This window comes from Streptomyces coelicoflavus, from assembly GCF_003112555.1.
GTDB classification, from domain to species: Bacteria; Actinomycetota; Actinomycetes; order Streptomycetales; family Streptomycetaceae; genus Streptomyces; species Streptomyces coelicoflavus.
Genome location: NZ_BEWB01000013.1, coordinates 168,111 through 184,827, shown reverse-complemented (window position 1 = coordinate 184,827; position 16,717 = coordinate 168,111). Strand labels below are relative to the sequence as shown.

Here is a 16,717-nt window from a genome sequence, read left to right as displayed (position 1 = left end):
ACATCCCCGGAGGGATCCGTTGGCCAGCAAGTCCTCCGCGCGCCTCGCCGCGCTCACCGTCGCCGCCGTCTGCTCGGCGGCGTCCACCGTCGTCCTCACCGTGCCCGCGCACGCAGGTTCGGCAGCGGCCGATCCCGTGCGCGTCCACGACATCCAGGGCAGCACCAGGCTGTCGCCGTACGCCGGCGAGCAGGTCACGGACGTGGCCGGAATCGTCACCGGCGTCCGTGGCTACGGCTCCTCCAAGGGCTTCTGGATCCAGGACCCGCGGCCGGACGCCGACCCGGCCACCAGTGAGGGCGTCTTCGTCTTCACGGGCAAGGCCCCCGAGGTCGCCGTCGGTGACGCGGTCACCGTCTCCGGCACGGTCTCGGAGTACGTGCCCGGCGGCACGTCCTCGGGGAACCAGTCGCTGACCGAGATCACCCGCCCGACGGTCACCGTCGTCTCGAGCGGCAACGCGCTCCCGGCCGCGACGACCGTCTCCGCCCGCTCCGTGCCGCGCGCGTACGCCCCCGAGGGCGACGGGAGCGCGAACGGGTCGGTCAACGCCCTGCCCCTGAAGCCCGCGAAGTACGCCCTGGACCACTACGAGTCCCTGGAGGGCATGAACGTCCGGGTGTCCGACGCCCGTGTGGTGGGCGCCTCGGACCCGTACACCGAGCTGTGGGTCACGGTGAAGCCCTGGGAGAACGCCAACCGCCGCGGCGGCACGGTGTACGGCTCCTACGACGACCAGAACACCGGCCGGCTCCAGATCCAGTCGCTGGGCAAGCCGGCCGACTTCCCGGACGCCAACGTGGGCGACACGCTGGCCGGCGCCACCGCCGGTCCGCTGGACTACAACCAGTACGGCGGCTACACGCTGGTCGCGAGCGAGATCGGCACCCTGGAACGCGGCGGCTTGGAGCGCGAGTCGACGCGCCGGCAGAGCGCGCGCGAGCTGGCGGTGGCGACGTACAACGTGGAGAACCTCGACCCGTCGGACGACACGTTCGCCGCGCACGCCGACGCGATCGTGCACAACCTCAAGTCGCCCGACATCGTGTCCCTGGAGGAGATCCAGGACAACAACGGTGCCACGGACGACGGCACGGTGGCGGCCGACGAGACGCTCGGCAGGCTGGTCGACGCGATCGTCGCGGCCGGCGGCCCGCACTACGAATGGCGGGGCATCGACCCCGTCGACAAGGCGGACGGCGGCCAGCCCGGCGGCAACATCCGCCAGGCGTTCCTGTTCAACCCGGAGCGGGTCTCCTTCACCGACCGTGCGGGCGGCGACGCCACCACGGCGACCGGGGTGCGCAAGGTGCGCGGCAAGGCCGCGCTGACCCTCTCCCCCGGCCGGGTGGACCCGGCGGACCCGGCCTGGGAGGACAGCCGCAAGCCGCTGGCGGGCGAGTTCGTCTTCCGCGGCCGGACGGTGTTCGTGATCGCCAACCACTTCAACTCCAAGGGCGGCGACCAGGGTCTGACGGCGCAGTACCAGCCGCCGTCGCGCGGTTCGGAGACGCAGCGCCACGCCCAGGCGAAGGTGGTGAACACCTTCGTCAAGGAGATCCTGGCCGCCCAGAAGAACGCGGACGTCGTCGCCCTCGGCGACATCAACGACTTCGAGTTCTCGGAGACCACCCGCCTCCTGGAGGACGACGGCGCCCTGTGGTCGGCTGTGAAGTCACTGCCGAGGAGCGAGCGTTACTCGTACGTCTACCAGGGCAACAGCCAGGTACTGGACCAGATCCTGGTCAGCCCGTCGGTCCGCCGCGGCGGTCACCTGTCCTACGACAGCGTGCACGTCAACGCGGAGTTCCACGACCAGATCAGCGACCACGACCCGCAGGTGCTGCGGTTCCGTCCGTAACCGGGTCGCCGCCCCTGGGGCGAGTTCAGCGGGGCACGAGGCCCAGCGCGTGGTCGTAGCGGCTGACCGTGCTGCTCTTCAGACCCGGCCAGTTCTGCACCCGCTCCCACTGGGGCGTCGCCGAGCCGACGCCGTCACCGGGCGCGGCGAGGGCGTCGAGGTGGGCCTCGGCGCTCTCCCACTCGGCGTAGTTGAGGACGCGCGTGCCGTCGGTGCCGAGGTGGAAGTGGGCGGAGATGCCCCCGGGGTGCGGGTCCGGCTCGCTCTCCAGGGCCTCGAAGACGGCGTCGACCCAGGCGCGCTGCCGGTCGGGGTCGGGCGCCTCGAACTCGACCTCAACGATCACGATGCAGCCGGGGACGGCTCCCGCCCGGTCCTCGCGGGTGGCGCTGCGGTAGCGCCGGTACCGGTTGAGCGCCAGCCGCTCGATGCCGGGCACGGCGGTGTCGATCTCGTCGACGCGCTCCTGCCGGTGCGTCTTGACGAAGGCCTCGTACGCCTGCTCGCTCGCCCACTGGGAGTGGTGCAGCAGGGTGCTGCCGTCGTGCCCGGTGTAGACGTGGTAGCCGCGCAGGTCTTCGGCGGGCCAGGGCCGGCTCTCCCAGGTGCGGGCGATGGCGTCGACGGCCTGCCGCTGCCGTTCGGGGGTGCCCATCCGCCAGGTGCTGAAGAAGGGCGCCAGGACGTCGGGGCGGTCGAACCGGGGATGTGCGTCGGTGCGGCGGGTCATGCCGGCCTCCGGTGGTCGTGTCGTCGCGTGCGCGGTGCGTACGCGCGGTCGGTGCACACGGTCGACGCACACGTTCTGTGCGTTCGATCGGTGCACGCACCACCTTCCGACCTCGACCAAGGTTGAGGTCAAGCCCCTTCCGGTACCGGCGGGTCACACAGGGCGAGGGGCCCGCCCGGGGCCCCTCGCCGTACGCCGTTTCCGTGAGTGCCCTCAGCAGTGGCCGTGGTGACGGCGCCGGGCGAGGCTCGCCGCGACCACCACGCCGGCCGCCGCCCCGGCGACGGCCACGGCGCGCGGGTGACCGAGCCCCGCACGCACGGCACCCCGCGCCCGTCCGGGTGGGGTGTGCCGGGCGCGGTCCGCCTTGTCCTGTGCGGCGTGCCCGGTCCGGCCCGCCTTGTCCTGCACGGCGTGCCCGGCGTGCGCGGCGGAGCTGCGCAGTTGCACGCTCATGGCGCCGGCCTTGTCCTTGAGGTCGGCGGCCCGGGCCTTGGCGCGGCCCTTCACGTCGGCCTTGCCCGCCAGTTCCTCCACGGTGTCGCCGAGCTGTCCGCGGGTCTGTTCGATCTGCTGCCGCAGCTCGTCGGGACCCTTGGCACCGCCGACCGGCTGCGCGGTGGAGCCGCTCCTCGTACCGTCCCGGCTCGTCGCGTCGGTCATCGATGTGCCCTTTCCCTGATCTGGTCCACGTCGGCCCTGACGCTGCCGAGGGTCTCCTCGGGCTTGGGTGGCACGGCCCGGCGGAGCTGGGTGCGACCGGCCATGGCCAGGACGCCGGCGATCACGAAGAGCGCCGCCGTGACGATGAGCGCCGCGGCCCAGACGGGCAGTACCAGTGAGAGCGCGGCGGTGGCCGTGCCGGCCAGGGCGAACAGGCCCACGTACGCGATGGCGCCCGCGGCACCGAGCATTCCGCCGCCGCGCCCGGCCCGCTTGCCCTTCTCGGCCAGTTCCATCTTGGCGAGGGCCACTTCCTGGCGCACGAGCCGGGAGAGCTGTTCGGTGGCCTGCCCGACGAGTTCGCCCACGGAGTGCTGCTCGTCGCGCACCGGCCTGGTGTGCATGGTTCCGGTCACGGTGTTCCCGCCTCCTCTCGGTTCGGAGCACCCCGGGTACCCCGGCCCGGGCGGCACTACCCGCACCCGCACCGCACCACTCGGCACTGAAGCATCACTTACAGGTACCTCGTAGAAGAATTAAGTGGAGCTACACCATCGGTCCGCCGACACTACTCCTATGACGCCAGACGACCACCGCCCCGCTCCCTTCGGCCGCGCCCTGTGCGCCATGGTCACCCCCTTCACCGAGTCCGGTGCGCTCGACCTCGACGGTGCCCGGCGCCTCGCGGAGCGGCTGGTCTCGGGTGGCTGCGACGGTCTCGTGCTGTCCGGCACCACGGGCGAGTCGCCGACCACCACGGACGCCGAGAAGGCGGCGCTGGTGACGGCGGTCCGGGAGGCGGTCGGGGACCGTGCTGCCCTCGTCGCGGGGGTCGGCACCGCGGACACCCGCCACACCGTGGAACTGGCGCTGGCGGCGGAGAAGGCCGGCGCGGACGGACTCCTGGTCGTCGCCCCGTACTACAGCAGGCCCCCGCAGGACGCCCTGGAGGCGCACTTCTGCGAGGTCGCCGACGCGAGCGGCCTCCCGGTGATGCTCTACGACATCCCGGGCCGCACCGGCACCCGCATCGAGCCCGACACCATGGTCCGCCTGGCCGGGCACCCGCGGATCGTCGCCGTCAAGGACTGCTCGTACGACCTCCTCGGCACCCAGAAGGTGCTGTCCCGCACGGACCTGGCGTACTACACGGGCTGCGACGAGCAGGTCCTCGCCCTGTACGCGCTCGGCGCGACGGGGTACGTCAGCACGGTCGCGAACGTCGTGCCGGACCTGTTCCGGGCCGTCCTCGACGCCTTCGACGCGGGCGACACCGGGCGGGCAGCCCTGCTCCAGCGTCGGGCGGTCCCGCTCGTCGAGGCGATGATGGCGTCGGGCCTGCCCGGCACGGTCACCGCGAAGGCCCTCCTCGGCGCGCTGGATCTGCCGGCGGGCCCGGTCCGCGCACCGCTGCGGTCCGCCGACCGGGAGACCGCGGCCGCCCTGCTGGCCGCCTACGGGGAACTGGCCGCGGACGCCGGTCAGTTCCAGGCGTAGCCGTCGCCGAACAGCAGGGTGTGCTCCAGTACGTCCTCCGCCGGGTCGTCGATCTGCCCGACGTGGACGTTGAGGAGGCCCACGCGGGGGCCGTTGTGCGAGCCGGTCGTCGTCTCGTCGGCGTGCGCGGCACCCGCGGCCCCCAGCGACAGCCAGCACAGCAGCAGCGCGGCCCCCGTCCCGGCCGGCAGCCGCGCCACGGCTCCCGCCCGCTCGTCCGTCTTCCCAGGTGTCGTCTCGCGCGTCATCCCAGGTCCCTCGTTTCGTCGGATCGGCCTCTGATCGGACTCTGTGTCCACCCGTTCATCGGCCGGGACCGCCGACAGGTCACGGGCAGTCATCCGTACGTGCGGGTTACGGTGCCCGCGATGAGCAGACGACGCTACGTGGCCCGGGGCGTCCCGGGCGGATACCGCATCTGGGACAGCAAGGGCCGCCGCTGGTGGGGCGACCACTACGAGCTGTGCCCCGACGACCTCCTGACCGAGCTCAACGGCGCGGCCGACCCGTCCCGCGTCACCGCCCTGCTGAAGCGCTACCGCGCCCTGAAACGCTGAACGCCCTCCCCGCGGCGGACGGGGAGGGCGCTCGGCGGACGTGCCGTCAGTTGTGGCTGTGCAAAACCTCGTTGAGGCCGCCCCACACCGCGTTGTTCGGGCGGGCCTCGACCGTGCCGGTGACCGAGTTGCGGCGGAAGAGGATGTTGGAGGCGCCGGAGAGTTCGCGGGCCTTCACGACCTGGCCGTCGGGCATCGTGACGCGGGTGCCCGCGGTGACGTAGAGGCCGGCCTCGACCACGCACTCGTCGCCCAGCGCGATGCCGACGCCCGCCTCGGCGCCGACCAGGCAGCGCTCGCCGATGACGATGCGGACGTTGCCGCCGCCGGAGAGGGTGCCCATGGTGGAGGCGCCGCCACCGATGTCGGAGCCGTCGCCGACGACGACGCCGGCGGAGATGCGGCCCTCGACCATCGAGGTGCCGAGCGTGCCGGCGTTGAAGTTGACGAAGCCCTCGTGCATGACCGTGGTGCCCTCGGCCAGGTGCGCGCCGAGCCGGACGCGGTCGGCGTCGGCGATGCGCACGCCCTTGGGGGCGACGTAGTCCGTCATGCGCGGGAACTTGTCGACCGAGGTGACCTGGAGGTGCAGGCCCTCGGCGCGGGCGTTGAGGCGGACCTTCTCGATGTCGTCGACGGCGACCGGGCCGAGCGAGGTCCAGGCGACGTTGGCGAGGTGGGCGAAGATGCCGTCCAGGCTCTGGCCGTGCGGCTTGACCAGGCGGTGGGAGAGCAGGTGCAGGCGCAGGTAGACGTCGTGCGTGTCGACCGGCTTCTCGTCCAGCGAGGAGATGACCGTGCGGACCGCGACGACCTCGACGCCGCGGCGGGCGTCCGGACCGACCGCGGCGGTGGCGCCGCCGCCCAGGAGTTCGGCGGCCTGCTCGGCGGTGAGGCGCTCGGTGCCGGAGGGACCGGGCTCGTCGGACAGGGCGGGGGCCGGGAACCAGGTGTCGAGGACGGTGCCGTCGGCGGCGATCGTGGCGAGGCCGGCGGCCACGGCGCCGGTGGTGCGGGGAGCAGTCGTGTCGGTCATGAGGGCAACCTAACCGGCCGTCGCCGGTGGAAGCGAGCCGGGACCGGAGGCGTCTCGGGTGCCGGGCACGGGGAGCAGCCGGGTGAGCACCTCGCGCGCGTACTCCTCGTCGTACGGCGTGTCCGTGAGCAGGACCTGGAGGCAGATGCCGTCGATCACGGCGACCAGGGCGCGGGCCGTGACGGGGTCCGTGCGGGCGGCGAGCAGGACGCCCACGCCCTCGGCCCACTCGGCGGCGACCGGGCGCAGGGCGGGGCGGCGCAGGGCGGCGAGGTACAGCTCGTACTCCAGCTCCACGCCGGTGCGGTCGCCGCCGAGCCACTCGCCGAGGACGCGGGCCAGTTCGGCGGGCAGGTCGGCCTCGGGGTCGGACAGCGCGGGGTGGGCCGCGACGACCTTGGCGAAGCCCTCGTTGGCCTGGCGCAGGGCGGCGACCATGAGGTCGTCGAGGGTCGCGAAGTGGTAGGTCGTGGAGCCGAGCGGGACGTCGGCCTCGGCGGCGACGGTGCGGTGGCTGAGGCCCTCGATGCCCTTCTGCCCGACGACGCGGATCGCCGCGTCGATGAGGCGCTGGCGGCGCTCGGGGTCGTGGCGGCGGGCCATCAGTGCGCCCCGCCCAGGTTGAGGACGACGACGCCGACGATGATCAGCGCGATACCGGCGGCCTTGGTGAGGGTCATCCCCTCGCCCATGAAGGCCACGCCGATGGTGGCGATGGCGGCCGTGCCCACCCCGGCCCAGATGGCGTACGCCGTGCCCATGGCGAGGACCTTCAGGGTCTGGGCGAGGAGCGCGAAGGAGAGCACGTAGGCGAGGGCCGTCAGGAGCGACGGCACCAGCCTGCTGAAGCCCTCGCTGTACTTCATGGCGGTGGTGCCGGCGACCTCGGCGGCGATGGCTCCGGCCAGGAGCAGATATCCCATGTGTACGAGCGTACATAACGAGGGGCGAGGGCGGGCGCGAAGACGAGGAACGGCGGCACCCGGAGGTGCCGCCGTTCCCGGAATCATCGGTGCCGGTGTGTCTCAGACGTTGAACCCCAGCGCGCGCAGCTGCTCGCGGCCGTCGTCGGTGATCTTGTCCGGGCCCCACGGCGGCATCCAGACCCAGTTGATGCGCAGCTCGTTGACGAGGCCGTCCGTGGCGGACTTGGCCTGGTCCTCGATCACGTCGGTCAGCGGACAGGCCGCCGACGTCAGGGTCATGTCGATGGTCGCGATGTTCGCGTCGTCGATGTGGACGCCATAGATCAGGCCCAGGTTGACGACGTCGATGCCCAGCTCGGGGTCCACGACGTCCAGCAGGGCCTCACGGACCTCCTCCTCGGAGGCCGGCTTCATTTCCACGGTCTCGCTCATGCCGTCGTCTCCTTCTCGGCGTCGGCGCCGTCCAGCGCCTGGGCCGTCGCGTCCTTCCAGGCCATCCAGCTCAGCAGGGCGCACTTGACCCGGGCCGGGTACTTCGAGACCCCGGCGAACGCGACCGCGTCCTCCAGGACCTCCTCCATCGCGTCGTCGGGCTCGATCCTGCCCTTGGACTGCATCAGCTCCAGGAAGGTCTCCTGGATCCGCTGCGCCTGGGCGAGGTCCTTGCCGACCAGCAGGTCGTTCAGCACGGAGGCGCTCGCCTGGCTGATGGAGCAGCCCTGGCCCTCGTAGCTGACGTCGCTGACCGTGGTGCCGTCGTACTTCACGCGGAGCGTGATCTCGTCCCCGCAGGTGGGGTTGACGTGGTGGACCTCGGCGTCGCCATCCCGCAAGCCCCGCCCGTGCGGGTTCTTGTAGTGGTCCAGGATGACTTCCTGGTACATGGAGTCCAGCTTCATGCTCTTCGCTCGTCCCGTCAGCCGAAGAAGTTCCGTACGTGCTCCAGGCCGTCGACCAGTGCGTCAATCTCGGCCGGCGTGGAGTACAGATAGAACGACGCTCGCGTGGTCGCAGGAATTCCGTAGCGCAGGCAGACGGGGCGGGCGCAGTGGTGGCCGACCCGGACCGCGATGCCCTGCTCGTCGAGGACCTGGCCCACGTCGTGGGGGTGGATGTCCCCCAGCGTGAAGGAGATCGCCGCGCCGCGCTCCTCGGCCGTGGTGGGGCCGATGATGCGCAGGTCCGGAACCTCCAGCAGACGCTTGACCGCGTACTCGGTCAGCGCGTGCTCGTGGGCGAGGATCTTGTCCATGCCGATGGAGTTCAGGTAGTCGATCGCCGCGCCCAGGCCGACCGCGCCCGCGATGGGGGGCGTGCCCGCCTCGAACTTGTGCGGGGCCGGGGCGTAGGTGGAGGAGTGCATCGAGACGGTCTCGATCATCTCGCCGCCGCCGAGGAACGGCGGGAGGTCCTCGAGCAGCTCCTGGCGGCCCCACAGCACGCCGATGCCGGTCGGGCCGCACATCTTGTGGCCGGTGAAGGCCACGAAGTCGGCCTGGAGGGCCTGTACGTCCAGCGGCATGTGCGGCGCGGCCTGGGAGGCGTCGATGCACACGAGCGCGCCGACCTCCTGGGCGCGGCGCACGATCGCCTCGACCGGGTTCTGGGTGCCCAGGATGTTGGAGACCAGCACGAAGGAGACGATCTTCGTCTTCTCGGTGATGACCTCGTCGATGTTGGACAGGTCCAGGCGGCCGTCGTCGGTGAGACCGAACCAGCGGAGCTTCGCGCCGGTGCGCTGCGAGAGCAGCTGCCACGGCACGATGTTGGAGTGGTGCTCCATCTCCGTGATGACGATCTCGGTCTCGTGGTCCACGCGGTAGGGGTCGTCGGCCCAGCCCAGCATGTTCGCGACCAGGTTGAGGGACTCCGAGGCGTTCTTGGTGAAGATCACCTCGTCGCGCGACGGCGCGTTGACGAACTCCGCGACCTTGTCACGCGCGCCCTCGTACAGCGCCGTGGCCTCCTCGGCGAGGACGTGCACGCCGCGGTGGACGTTGGCGTTGTAGCGCTCGTAGTACTCGCTGAGCGCGTCCAGCACCTGTCGCGGCTTCTGGCTGGTCGCCGCGTTGTCCAGGTACACGAGCTTGTGCCCGTCGTGGACCTGGCGGTCCAGGATGGGGAAGTCCTTGCGGATCGCCTCGGTGTCGAGGAGGCCCGGCAGCTGTGTCACTCGGATGCGCCGCCCTTCGTGTATGCCTCGTAGCCCTCGGCCTCCAGCTTGTCGGCCAGCTCGGCGCCGCCGGACTCGGCGATGCGGCCGTTGGCGAAGACGTGGACGTAATCGGGCTTGATGTAGCGCAGGATGCGCGTGTAGTGCGTGATCAGCAGCGTGCCGACCTCACCGGTCTCGCGGACGCGGTTGACGCCTTCGGAGACGACGCGCAGGGCGTCGACGTCCAGGCCGGAGTCGGTCTCGTCGAGGATCGCCATCTTCGGCTTGAGCAGCTCGAGCTGGAGGATCTCGTGGCGCTTCTTCTCACCGCCGGAGAAGCCCTCGTTCACGTTGCGCTCGGCGAAGGCGGGGTCCATGTTGAGGCGCTCCATGGCCTCCTTGACCTCCTTCACCCAGGTGCGCAGCTTGGGGGCCTCGCCGCGGACGGCGGTGGCGGAGGTGCGCAGGAAGTTGGAGACGGAGACGCCGGGGACCTCGACCGGGTACTGCATGGCGAGGAAGAGGCCGGCGCGGGCGCGCTCGTCGACGGACATCTCCAGGACGTCCTCGCCGTCGAGGGTGACGGTGCCGCCGGTGATCGTGTACTTGGGGTGACCCGCGAGGGAGTAGGCGAGGGTCGACTTGCCGGAGCCGTTCGGGCCCATGATGGCGTGCGTCTCGCCCTGCTTCACGGTGAGGTCGACGCCCTTGAGGATCTCCTTCGTGGCGTTGTCGGCCTCGACGGTGACGTGCAGGTCTCGGATTTCAAGCGTTGCCATGGGTGCCTCAGGACTCCTGGGTGAGGGAGACGAGCACGTCGTCCCCTTCGATCTTTACGGGGTAAACGGGGACGGGGCGCGTCGCCGGAAGACTGTCGGGCTTGCCGGAGCGGAGGTCGAAGCGCGAGCCGTGCAGCCAGCACTCGATGTGGCAGTCGTCGACCTCGCCCTCGGCCAGCGAGACGTTCGCGTGCGAGCAGATGTCGTGGATGGCGAAGAGCTCGCCCTCGGTCCGCACGACGGAGATCGGCGTGCCGTCGAGTTCCACCCGCTTCGGGGTGTCCTCCTCCAGCTCGTCCGCTCCACAGACGCGTACGAAGGTCATGCGACCGACGCCTCCAGCTCCTGAGCGATCTTGCCGAGCAGGCGCTCCTCGATGTCCGCGACGCCGATCTGCTGGACCAGCTCGGCGAAGAAGCCGTGGACCACCAGGCGGCGGGCGTCCAGCTCGGGGATGCCGCGCGCCATCAGGTAGAAGAGCTGCTCGTCGTCGAAGCGGCCGGTGGCGGAGGCGTGACCGGCGCCGACGATCTCGCCGGTCTCGATCTCCAGGTTCGGCACCGAGTCGACCCGCGCGCCATCGGTGAGGACGAGGTTGCGGTTCATCTCGTAGGTGTCGGTGCCCTCGGCCGCGGCCTCGATGAGCACGTCGCCGATCCACACCGCGTGCGCGTCGTCGCCCTGGAGCGCGCCCTTGTAGACGACGTTGGACTTGCAGTGCGGGACGTTGTGGTCGACCAGGAGGCGGTGCTCCTGGTGCTGGCCGGCGTCGGTGAAGTACAGGCCGAACAGCTCGGCCTCGCCGCCGGGGCCCGCGTAGGCCACGCGCGGGTGCAGCCGGACCAGGTCGCCGCCGAAGGTGACGACGAAGGACTTGAAGGTCGCGTCGCGGCCGATCAGCGCGTTGTGCTGGCCGACGTGGACGGCCTTGTCGTCCCAGTCCTGCACGGAGACGACGGTCAGCTTGGCGCCGTCGCCCAGGACGTAGTCGACGTTGGCGGCGAGCACCGCGTCGCCGGTGTGGTCGATGACGACGACCGCCTCGGCGAAGGCGCCCAGCTCGATCACCTGGTGGCCGAAGCGGGTGCCGCCCTCGCCGTGCACGGCGATGCGGATCGGCTCGGTGAGGACCGTCTCCTTGGGGACGGTGATCACACCGGCCTTCTCGAACGCCGAGTAGGCCTGCGCGGCGACCCGGTCCACGGGGGTGCCGGCCCTGCCGATGCGCGCGTCGTCGCGGCCGACGGTCTCGACGACGACGCCCTCGGGCGCGTCGACGTCGACCTTTACGCCGTCACCGGTGGCGACGGCGGTGCCGTCGTGCAGCCCGCGCAGCCGCTCCAGCGGGGTGAACCGCCACTCCTCCTCGCGGCCGTGGGGGACGGGGAAGTCCGCCACGTCGAAGGACGCGGGCGCGCTCATGCGCGTGGCGACGGTCGACTCGGCGGCCACCGCGATCTGGCCCGCGGTGGTGGACCCCACGGGGATGTTCTGAGCCTCAGCCATGGCTGTCGGTCTGCTCTCTTCCTACGTTCCTGAATCTGGTGACTGCGGTGGGGGCCGGGGTCAGCCGACCGCGCCCTCCATCTGCAGCTCGATCAGCCGGTTGAGCTCGAGGGCGTACTCCATGGGCAGCTCCTTGGCGATCGGCTCGACGAAGCCGCGCACGATCATCGCCATCGCCTCGAACTCGCTCAGACCGCGGCTCATCAGGTAGAAGAGCTGGTCCTCGGAGACCTTGGAGACGGTCGCCTCGTGGCCCATGGACACGTCGTCCTCGCGGACGTCCACGTAGGGGTACGTGTCGGAGCGGGAGATGGTGTCGACGAGCAGCGCGTCGCACAGCACGTTCGACTTGGAGCCGTGGGCGCCCTCGCCGATCTCGACGAGACCGCGGTAGGAGGTGCGGCCGCCGCCGCGCGCCACGGACTTCGAGACGATGTTGGAGGAGGTGTTCGGCGCCATGTGGACCATCTTGGAGCCGGCGTCCTGGTGCTGGCCCTCGCCCGCGAAGGCGATGGACAGGGTCTCGCCCTTGGCGTGCTCGCCCATCAGGTAGACGGCCGGGTACTTCATCGTCACCTTGGAGCCGATGTTGCCGTCGATCCACTCCATGGTCGCGCCCTCGTACGCCACGGCGCGCTTGGTGACCAGGTTGTAGACGTTGTTCGACCAGTTCTGGATGGTCGTGTAGCGGCAGCGGGCGTTCTTCTTGACGATGATCTCGACGACCGCGGAGTGCAGCGAGTCCGACTGGTAGATCGGCGCGGTGCAGCCCTCGACGTAGTGCACGTAGGCACCCTCGTCGACGATGATCAGGGTCCGCTCGAACTGGCCCATGTTCTCCGTGTTGATGCGGAAGTAGGCCTGGAGCGGGATCTCGACGTGCACGCCCTTCGGCACGTAGATGAAGGAGCCGCCGGACCACACGGCGCTGTTCAGCGAGGCGAACTTGTTGTCACCGACGGGGATGACGGTGCCGAAGTACTCCTTGAAGAGCTCCGGGTGCTCCTTCAGGGCCGTGTCGGTGTCGAGGAAGATGACGCCCTGCTCCTCCAGGTCCTCGCGGATCTGGTGGTAGACGACCTCGGACTCGTACTGGGCCGCGACACCGGCGACGAGGCGCTGCTTCTCCGCCTCGGGGATGCCGAGCTTGTCGTACGTGTTCTTGATGTCCTCGGGCAGGTCCTCCCAGGACGCCGCCTGCTTCTCCGTGGAGCGCACGAAGTACTTGATGTTGTCGAAGTCGATCCCCGACAGGTCCGAGCCCCAGTTCGGCATGGGCTTCTTCTCGAAGAGGCGCAGGCCCTTGAGGCGGAGCTTGGTCATCCACTCCGGCTCGTTCTTCTTCGCGGAGATGTCGCGGACGACGTCCTCGTTGATGCCGCGCTTGGCAGAGGCGCCGGCCGTGTCGGAGTCGGCCCAGCCGTACTCGTACTTGCCCAGGCCCTCGAGCTCGGGGTGAGCAGTCTCCGTGGGGAGAGTCATGCGGGGTTCCTCCCGGCCGTGCTTGCAGATGCGTTAGCGGTGTTCTCGGGCGCGCGCGCCGGGGGCGGCGCGTGCGAAGTCTTCGGAATGAACGTGGTGCAGACGCCGTCGCCGTGCGCGATGGTCGCGAGCCGCTGTACATGCGTACCGAGCAGCTCGGCGAAAAATTCCGTCTCCGCCTCGCACAGCTGCGGAAACTGCTCCGCGACGTGGGCGACCGGGCAGTGGTGCTGGCACAGCTGCTCGCCCTGCTGGGGGTGGGGCGCGCTCCGCGCGGTAGCAGCGTACCCGTCCCTGCTCAGGGCCTTGGCCAGCGCTTCCGCGCGCTTCTCGGCGGGGACGGACTCCACGGCCTTGCGGTACGCGCCCGACTGGGCGGCGATGCGGGCGCGGGCGAAGGCGGCGATCGCCTGCTCCCCGCCCTCCCGCTCGGCGATCCAGCGCAGGGCGTCGGCGGCCAGCTTGTCGTACGACTGGTCGAAGGCGTCCCGGCCGCAGTCGGTGAGCGCGAAGACCTTGGCGGGCCTCCCGCGCGTGCGCGCGCCGTAGACCCGCTGCTCGCGGGCCTCGACCACGTCGTCGGCGACCAGGGCGTCGAGGTGGCGCCGGACGGCTGCCTGGGTCAGGCCCAGACGCCCGGCGAGCTCGGCGACGGTCGAGGGCCCGTGGTCCAGGATGGAGCGCGCGACCCGGTTGCGGGTGGACCGCTCACCGGTCGCGAGTTCCTCCTGCGGAGCCTCACCGACGTTTTTCACAACGCCATTGTTGCGTAATTCATCCGGGGCGGGCAAGCCGCGTCCGGATCATCGGACGGTGCCCTGCGTCACTTAGGCATACCTAAGGTGACCTGCGGAAACGATCTTTGATCGATCAGGCGCCGGGCAATCCGCTGGCGTCCGCGACCGGCTTCCGGAACACTCCCCCGCATGCCCACGCCCCCTCCGACCGGCCCACTCGTCACCCGCGGCACGCTCGCCGCAGGGCTGCGCGAACTGGGGGTGCGCACCGGCGACACCCTCCTCGCGCACACCTCCCTCAGCTCGCTCGGCTGGGTCTGCGGAGGCCCCGTCGCGGTCGTCCGGGCGCTGCTCGACGTACTCGGCCCGGACGGCACCCTGGTGGTCCCGACACAGACCGGCGACCTCTCCGACCCGGCCCTGTGGACCAGCCCGCCGGTGCCCGAGGCGTGGTGGGAGACCGTCCGCGCGGCGACACCTCCCTACGACCCGCTGATCACGCCCTCGCGCGGCGTCGGCGTGGTCCCGGAGACCGTCCGCACCTGGCCCGGCGCCCGGCGCAGCGCCCATCCGCAGACCTCCTTCGCGGCCCTGGGCGCCCGCGCCGCCGAGGTGGTCGCCGGCCACGCGACCGACTGCCGGCTGGGCGAGCGCAGCCCGCTGGCCGCGCTGGAACGGCTGGACGCCCGGGTCCTGCTGCTCGGGGCGGACTACGACGCGTGCACCGCCTTCCACCTCGCCGAGTACCGGATCCCCGCACCCCTGGTGGTGGTGGGGCGCCCGGGGCCGGTCGGCTGGGAGCGGGTGACCGAGGTGTCGATCACCTCGGACCGCTTCGACGAACTCGGCCACGACTTCGAACGGGACCGCCCCGTCGTGCGCGGCAGGATCGGCGCGGCCGACGTACGCCTGTTCCCGTTGCCGGACGCGGTCGCCTACGCCGAGCGGTGGCTGCCCCTGCACCGCCCGCGCGTGTGAGACCCGTCCACGGTGCGAGAAGGGTTTTCCACACCCCCGCGCCCGGCCGGTCGTCCGTCTCCCTAGACTCGTGACCCATGCGAAGCGAGCCCGTGGTCCAGGTCCAGGCCCTGGTGAAGCGGTACGGCACGAAGACCGCGGTGAACGGCCTCGACCTGGTGGCCCGTACGGGCGTGACCGCCGTGCTCGGTCCCAACGGGGCGGGCAAGACGACCACGATCGAGACCTGTGAGGGATACCGCAGGCCGGACTCCGGGACGGTCCGCGTCCTGGGCCTGGATCCGGTGGGACAGGGCGCCGACCTGCGCCCGCGGATCGGCGTGATGCTCCAGTCCGGCGGCGTCTACTCCGGCGCCCGCGCCGACGAGATGCTGCGCCACGTGGCGAAGCTGCACGCCCACCCGCTGGACGTCGACGCGCTGATCGAGCGGCTCGGCCTCGGCTCGTGCGGCCGCACCACGTACCGCAGGCTCTCGGGCGGGCAGCAGCAGCGGCTCGCCCTCGCGATGGCCGTGGTGGGCCGCCCGGAGCTGGTGTTCCTGGACGAGCCGACCGCCGGCCTGGACCCGCAGGCCCGCCGCGCCACCTGGGACCTCGTGCGGGACCTGCGCGGCGACGGGGTCACGGTGATCCTCACCACGCACCACATGGACGAGGCCGAGCAGCTGGCCGACGACGTCGCCATCGTCGACGCCGGCCGGGTCGTCGCCCAGGGCTCCCCCGAGGAGCTGTGCCGGGGCGGCGCCGAGAACACCCTGCGGTTCACCGGCCGGCCGGGACTGGACGTCGCGTCCCTGCTCAAGGCGCTGCCCCCGGACTCCTCGGCCGCCGAGCTGACCCCGGGCTCCTACCGGGTGAACGGCGAGGTCGACCCGCAGCTGCTGGCGACGGTGACCTCCTGGTGCGCCCAGCACGGGGTGATGCCGGACCGCATCTCGGTGGAGCGGCACACGCTGGAGGACGTCTTCTTGGAGCTGACGGGCAGGGAGCTGCGCGCATGACCACGACCTCGACCACGGGCAGCACCGGCGCCACCGGTACGTACGCCCCCAGGCCCGGCGCCGCGCCGCTCGGGCGCATGATCGCGGCGCAGGCCGTGCTCGAGACCAAGATGCTGCTGCGCAACGGCGAGCAGCTGCTGCTGACGGTGATCATCCCGACGCTGCTGCTCGTCCTGTTCAGCTCCGTGGACATCATCGACACCGGAGCCGGCGAGGCGGTCGACTTCCTCACCCCCGGCGTCCTCGCGCTCGCCGTGATGTCGACGGCGTTCACGGGACAGGCCATCGCCACGGGTTTCGAGCGCCGGTACGGGGTGCTGAAGCGGCTGGCCGCCTCCCCCCTGCCGCGCTGGGCCCTGATGACCGCGAAGACGGCGTCGGTCCTGGTCACCGAGGTGCTCCAGATCGTGCTGCTGACCGTGATCGCCTTCGCGCTGGGCTGGTCGCCGCACGGCAACCCGGCCGCCGTCCTGCTGCTCCTGGTCCTCGGCACCGCCGCCTTCTCCGGGCTCGGACTGCTGATGGCGGGCACGCTGAAGGCGGAGGCCACGCTCGCCGCCGCGAACCTGGTCTTCCTGCTGCTCCTCGTGGGCGGCGGGGTGATCGTGCCGCTGGACAGGTTCCCGGACGCGGCGCAGAGCGTGCTGGGGCTGCTGCCCATCTCCGCCCTGTCGGACGGACTCCGCGACGTCCTCCAGCACGGCGCCGCGATGCCCTGGGGCGACCTGGGCATCCTCGCCGTGTGGGCGGCCGCGGGGCTCGCGGCCGCGGGGAAGTTCTTCCGCTGGGAGTAGGAACACATGCCGCGG

General features: G+C 71.3%; 21 protein-coding genes. 6 read left to right on the top strand and 15 right to left on the bottom strand.

Going from position 1 to position 16,717, the window contains the following annotated elements; translation table 11 throughout:
• Positions 1-19: 19 nt before the first annotated feature.
• A complete protein-coding gene (locus Sco07f_RS29975; RefSeq protein WP_108989669.1) occupies positions 20-1,861 on the top strand; it encodes a DUF8508 domain-containing protein in 1,842 nt (613 codons plus the stop codon).
• Positions 1,862-1,886: 25 nt separating this feature from the next.
• On the opposite strand, the gene Sco07f_RS29970 is transcribed toward Sco07f_RS29975, so the two are convergent.
• The 3 genes from Sco07f_RS29970 to Sco07f_RS29960 all read right to left on the bottom strand — a co-directional run bounded on the left by Sco07f_RS29970 (position 1,887) and on the right by Sco07f_RS29960 (position 3,670).
• Positions 1,887-2,591 carry an antibiotic biosynthesis monooxygenase gene (locus tag Sco07f_RS29970; protein ID WP_054102450.1) on the bottom strand — a complete coding sequence of 235 codons (705 nt, stop codon included), beginning with the start codon at positions 2,589-2,591 and terminating at the stop codon, positions 1,887-1,889.
• 213 nt (positions 2,592-2,804) lie between these two features.
• Positions 2,805-3,254 carry a DUF3618 domain-containing protein gene (locus tag Sco07f_RS29965; RefSeq protein ID WP_054102449.1) on the bottom strand — a complete coding sequence of 150 codons (450 nt, stop codon included), beginning with the start codon at positions 3,252-3,254 and terminating at the stop codon, positions 2,805-2,807.
• The gene (locus Sco07f_RS29960) at positions 3,251-3,670 is read right to left on the bottom strand and encodes a phage holin family protein (protein ID WP_007448266.1); all 420 of its coding nucleotides are present in this window, start codon (positions 3,668-3,670) and stop codon (positions 3,251-3,253) included. Before Sco07f_RS29960 ends, Sco07f_RS29965 begins: the two co-directional genes overlap by 4 nt.
• 160 nt (positions 3,671-3,830) lie before the next feature.
• Here Sco07f_RS29960 and dapA point away from each other — a divergent pair, with 160 nt between their 5' ends.
• Entirely contained in the window at positions 3,831-4,751 is a 921-nt protein-coding gene (dapA, locus tag Sco07f_RS29955) for a 4-hydroxy-tetrahydrodipicolinate synthase (protein ID WP_174855432.1), read from the top strand.
• Here the strand turns inward: dapA and Sco07f_RS29950 are convergent.
• Positions 4,736-4,999 carry a hypothetical protein gene (locus Sco07f_RS29950; protein ID WP_108989667.1) on the bottom strand — a complete coding sequence of 88 codons (264 nt, stop codon included), beginning with the start codon at positions 4,997-4,999 and terminating at the stop codon, positions 4,736-4,738. The two genes, dapA and Sco07f_RS29950, sit on opposite strands and share 16 nt — an antisense overlap.
• A 120-nt stretch (positions 5,000-5,119) precedes the next feature.
• On the opposite strand from Sco07f_RS29950, the gene Sco07f_RS29945 reads away from it, so the two are divergent.
• Positions 5,120-5,308 carry a hypothetical protein gene (locus Sco07f_RS29945; RefSeq protein ID WP_042825930.1) on the top strand — a complete coding sequence of 63 codons (189 nt, stop codon included), beginning with the start codon at positions 5,120-5,122 and terminating at the stop codon, positions 5,306-5,308.
• Positions 5,309-5,354: 46 nt separating this feature from the next.
• Here Sco07f_RS29945 and dapD read toward each other — a convergent pair whose 3' ends face one another.
• The 11 genes from dapD to Sco07f_RS29890 all read right to left on the bottom strand — a co-directional run bounded on the left by dapD (position 5,355) and on the right by Sco07f_RS29890 (position 13,947).
• Positions 5,355-6,344 carry a 2,3,4,5-tetrahydropyridine-2,6-dicarboxylate N-succinyltransferase gene (dapD, locus tag Sco07f_RS29940; RefSeq protein ID WP_007448274.1) on the bottom strand — a complete coding sequence of 330 codons (990 nt, stop codon included), beginning with the start codon at positions 6,342-6,344 and terminating at the stop codon, positions 5,355-5,357.
• Between the two features lie 9 nt (positions 6,345-6,353).
• A complete protein-coding gene (locus Sco07f_RS29935; protein ID WP_108989666.1) occupies positions 6,354-6,947 on the bottom strand; it encodes a TetR/AcrR family transcriptional regulator in 594 nt (197 codons plus the stop codon).
• Positions 6,947-7,267 carry a DMT family transporter gene (locus Sco07f_RS29930; RefSeq protein WP_007448278.1) on the bottom strand — a complete coding sequence of 107 codons (321 nt, stop codon included), beginning with the start codon at positions 7,265-7,267 and terminating at the stop codon, positions 6,947-6,949. Before Sco07f_RS29930 ends, Sco07f_RS29935 begins: the two co-directional genes overlap by 1 nt.
• A 102-nt stretch (positions 7,268-7,369) precedes the next feature.
• The gene (locus Sco07f_RS29925; protein WP_007448279.1) at positions 7,370-7,702 is read right to left on the bottom strand and encodes a metal-sulfur cluster assembly factor; all 333 of its coding nucleotides are present in this window, start codon (positions 7,700-7,702) and stop codon (positions 7,370-7,372) included.
• Positions 7,699-8,169, bottom strand: a complete 471-nt coding sequence (gene sufU / locus Sco07f_RS29920; protein ID WP_007448280.1) for a Fe-S cluster assembly sulfur transfer protein SufU — start codon at positions 8,167-8,169, stop codon at positions 7,699-7,701. The genes Sco07f_RS29925 and sufU overlap by 4 nt, the downstream gene beginning before the upstream one ends.
• 17 nt (positions 8,170-8,186) lie before the next feature.
• Positions 8,187-9,443, bottom strand: coding sequence for a cysteine desulfurase (locus Sco07f_RS29915; RefSeq protein ID WP_007448281.1), 1,257 nt, complete (start codon positions 9,441-9,443; stop codon positions 8,187-8,189).
• Positions 9,440-10,204 (bottom strand): Fe-S cluster assembly ATPase SufC, encoded by a 765-nt coding sequence (sufC, locus tag Sco07f_RS29910; RefSeq protein WP_007448282.1) that lies wholly within the window; start codon positions 10,202-10,204, stop codon positions 9,440-9,442. Before sufC ends, Sco07f_RS29915 begins: the two co-directional genes overlap by 4 nt.
• Positions 10,205-10,211: 7 nt before the next feature.
• Positions 10,212-10,529, bottom strand: a complete 318-nt coding sequence (locus Sco07f_RS29905; protein WP_003976896.1) for a non-heme iron oxygenase ferredoxin subunit — start codon at positions 10,527-10,529, stop codon at positions 10,212-10,214.
• Complete coding sequence (sufD, locus tag Sco07f_RS29900) at positions 10,526-11,710, bottom strand: Fe-S cluster assembly protein SufD (RefSeq protein ID WP_007448283.1); 1,185 nt, start codon at positions 11,708-11,710, stop codon at positions 10,526-10,528. The genes Sco07f_RS29905 and sufD overlap by 4 nt, the downstream gene beginning before the upstream one ends.
• Before the next feature lie 60 nt (positions 11,711-11,770).
• The gene (gene sufB / locus Sco07f_RS29895; RefSeq protein ID WP_007448284.1) at positions 11,771-13,192 is read right to left on the bottom strand and encodes a Fe-S cluster assembly protein SufB; all 1,422 of its coding nucleotides are present in this window, start codon (positions 13,190-13,192) and stop codon (positions 11,771-11,773) included.
• Entirely contained in the window at positions 13,189-13,947 is a 759-nt protein-coding gene (locus Sco07f_RS29890; protein WP_007448285.1) for a helix-turn-helix transcriptional regulator, read from the bottom strand. Before Sco07f_RS29890 ends, sufB begins: the two co-directional genes overlap by 4 nt.
• Before the next feature lie 171 nt (positions 13,948-14,118).
• On the opposite strand from Sco07f_RS29890, the gene Sco07f_RS29885 reads away from it, so the two are divergent.
• From Sco07f_RS29885 to Sco07f_RS29875, 3 genes are all read left to right on the top strand, one after another.
• Positions 14,119-14,907, top strand: coding sequence for an AAC(3) family N-acetyltransferase (locus tag Sco07f_RS29885; RefSeq protein ID WP_007448311.1), 789 nt, complete (start codon positions 14,119-14,121; stop codon positions 14,905-14,907).
• A 77-nt stretch (positions 14,908-14,984) separates the two neighbouring features.
• Positions 14,985-15,908, top strand: coding sequence for an ABC transporter ATP-binding protein (locus Sco07f_RS29880; RefSeq protein WP_108989665.1), 924 nt, complete (start codon positions 14,985-14,987; stop codon positions 15,906-15,908).
• The gene (locus tag Sco07f_RS29875) at positions 15,905-16,702 is read left to right on the top strand and encodes an ABC transporter permease (protein ID WP_007448319.1); all 798 of its coding nucleotides are present in this window, start codon (positions 15,905-15,907) and stop codon (positions 16,700-16,702) included. Before Sco07f_RS29880 ends, Sco07f_RS29875 begins: the two co-directional genes overlap by 4 nt.
• Positions 16,703-16,717: the final 15 nt, after the last annotated feature.

Bases quoted from the DNA above. Each gene is read 5' to 3' on its own strand.
- Sco07f_RS29970 (WP_054102450.1), bottom strand. From the start codon at position 2,591: ATGACCCGCCGCACCGACGCACATCCCCGGTTCGACCGCCCCGACGTC.
- Sco07f_RS29965 (WP_054102449.1), bottom strand. From the start codon at position 3,254: ATGACCGACGCGACGAGCCGGGACGGTACGAGGAGCGGCTCCACCGCG.
- dapA (WP_174855432.1), top strand. From the start codon at position 3,831: ATGACGCCAGACGACCACCGCCCCGCTCCCTTCGGCCGCGCCCTGTGC.
- Sco07f_RS29950 (WP_108989667.1), bottom strand. From the start codon at position 4,999: ATGACGCGCGAGACGACACCTGGGAAGACGGACGAGCGGGCGGGAGCC.
- Sco07f_RS29945 (WP_042825930.1), top strand. From the start codon at position 5,120: ATGAGCAGACGACGCTACGTGGCCCGGGGCGTCCCGGGCGGATACCGC.
- dapD (WP_007448274.1), bottom strand. From the start codon at position 6,344: ATGACCGACACGACTGCTCCCCGCACCACCGGCGCCGTGGCCGCCGGC.
- Sco07f_RS29935 (WP_108989666.1), bottom strand. From the start codon at position 6,947: ATGGCCCGCCGCCACGACCCCGAGCGCCGCCAGCGCCTCATCGACGCG.
- Sco07f_RS29930 (WP_007448278.1), bottom strand. From the start codon at position 7,267: ATGGGATATCTGCTCCTGGCCGGAGCCATCGCCGCCGAGGTCGCCGGC.
- Sco07f_RS29925 (WP_007448279.1), bottom strand. From the start codon at position 7,702: ATGAGCGAGACCGTGGAAATGAAGCCGGCCTCCGAGGAGGAGGTCCGT.
- sufU (WP_007448280.1), bottom strand. From the start codon at position 8,169: ATGAAGCTGGACTCCATGTACCAGGAAGTCATCCTGGACCACTACAAG.
- sufC (WP_007448282.1), bottom strand. From the start codon at position 10,204: ATGGCAACGCTTGAAATCCGAGACCTGCACGTCACCGTCGAGGCCGAC.
- Sco07f_RS29905 (WP_003976896.1), bottom strand. From the start codon at position 10,529: ATGACCTTCGTACGCGTCTGTGGAGCGGACGAGCTGGAGGAGGACACC.
- sufD (WP_007448283.1), bottom strand. From the start codon at position 11,710: ATGGCTGAGGCTCAGAACATCCCCGTGGGGTCCACCACCGCGGGCCAG.
- sufB (WP_007448284.1), bottom strand. From the start codon at position 13,192: ATGACTCTCCCCACGGAGACTGCTCACCCCGAGCTCGAGGGCCTGGGC.
- Sco07f_RS29885 (WP_007448311.1), top strand. From the start codon at position 14,119: ATGCCCACGCCCCCTCCGACCGGCCCACTCGTCACCCGCGGCACGCTC.
- Sco07f_RS29880 (WP_108989665.1), top strand. From the start codon at position 14,985: ATGCGAAGCGAGCCCGTGGTCCAGGTCCAGGCCCTGGTGAAGCGGTAC.
- Sco07f_RS29875 (WP_007448319.1), top strand. From the start codon at position 15,905: ATGACCACGACCTCGACCACGGGCAGCACCGGCGCCACCGGTACGTAC.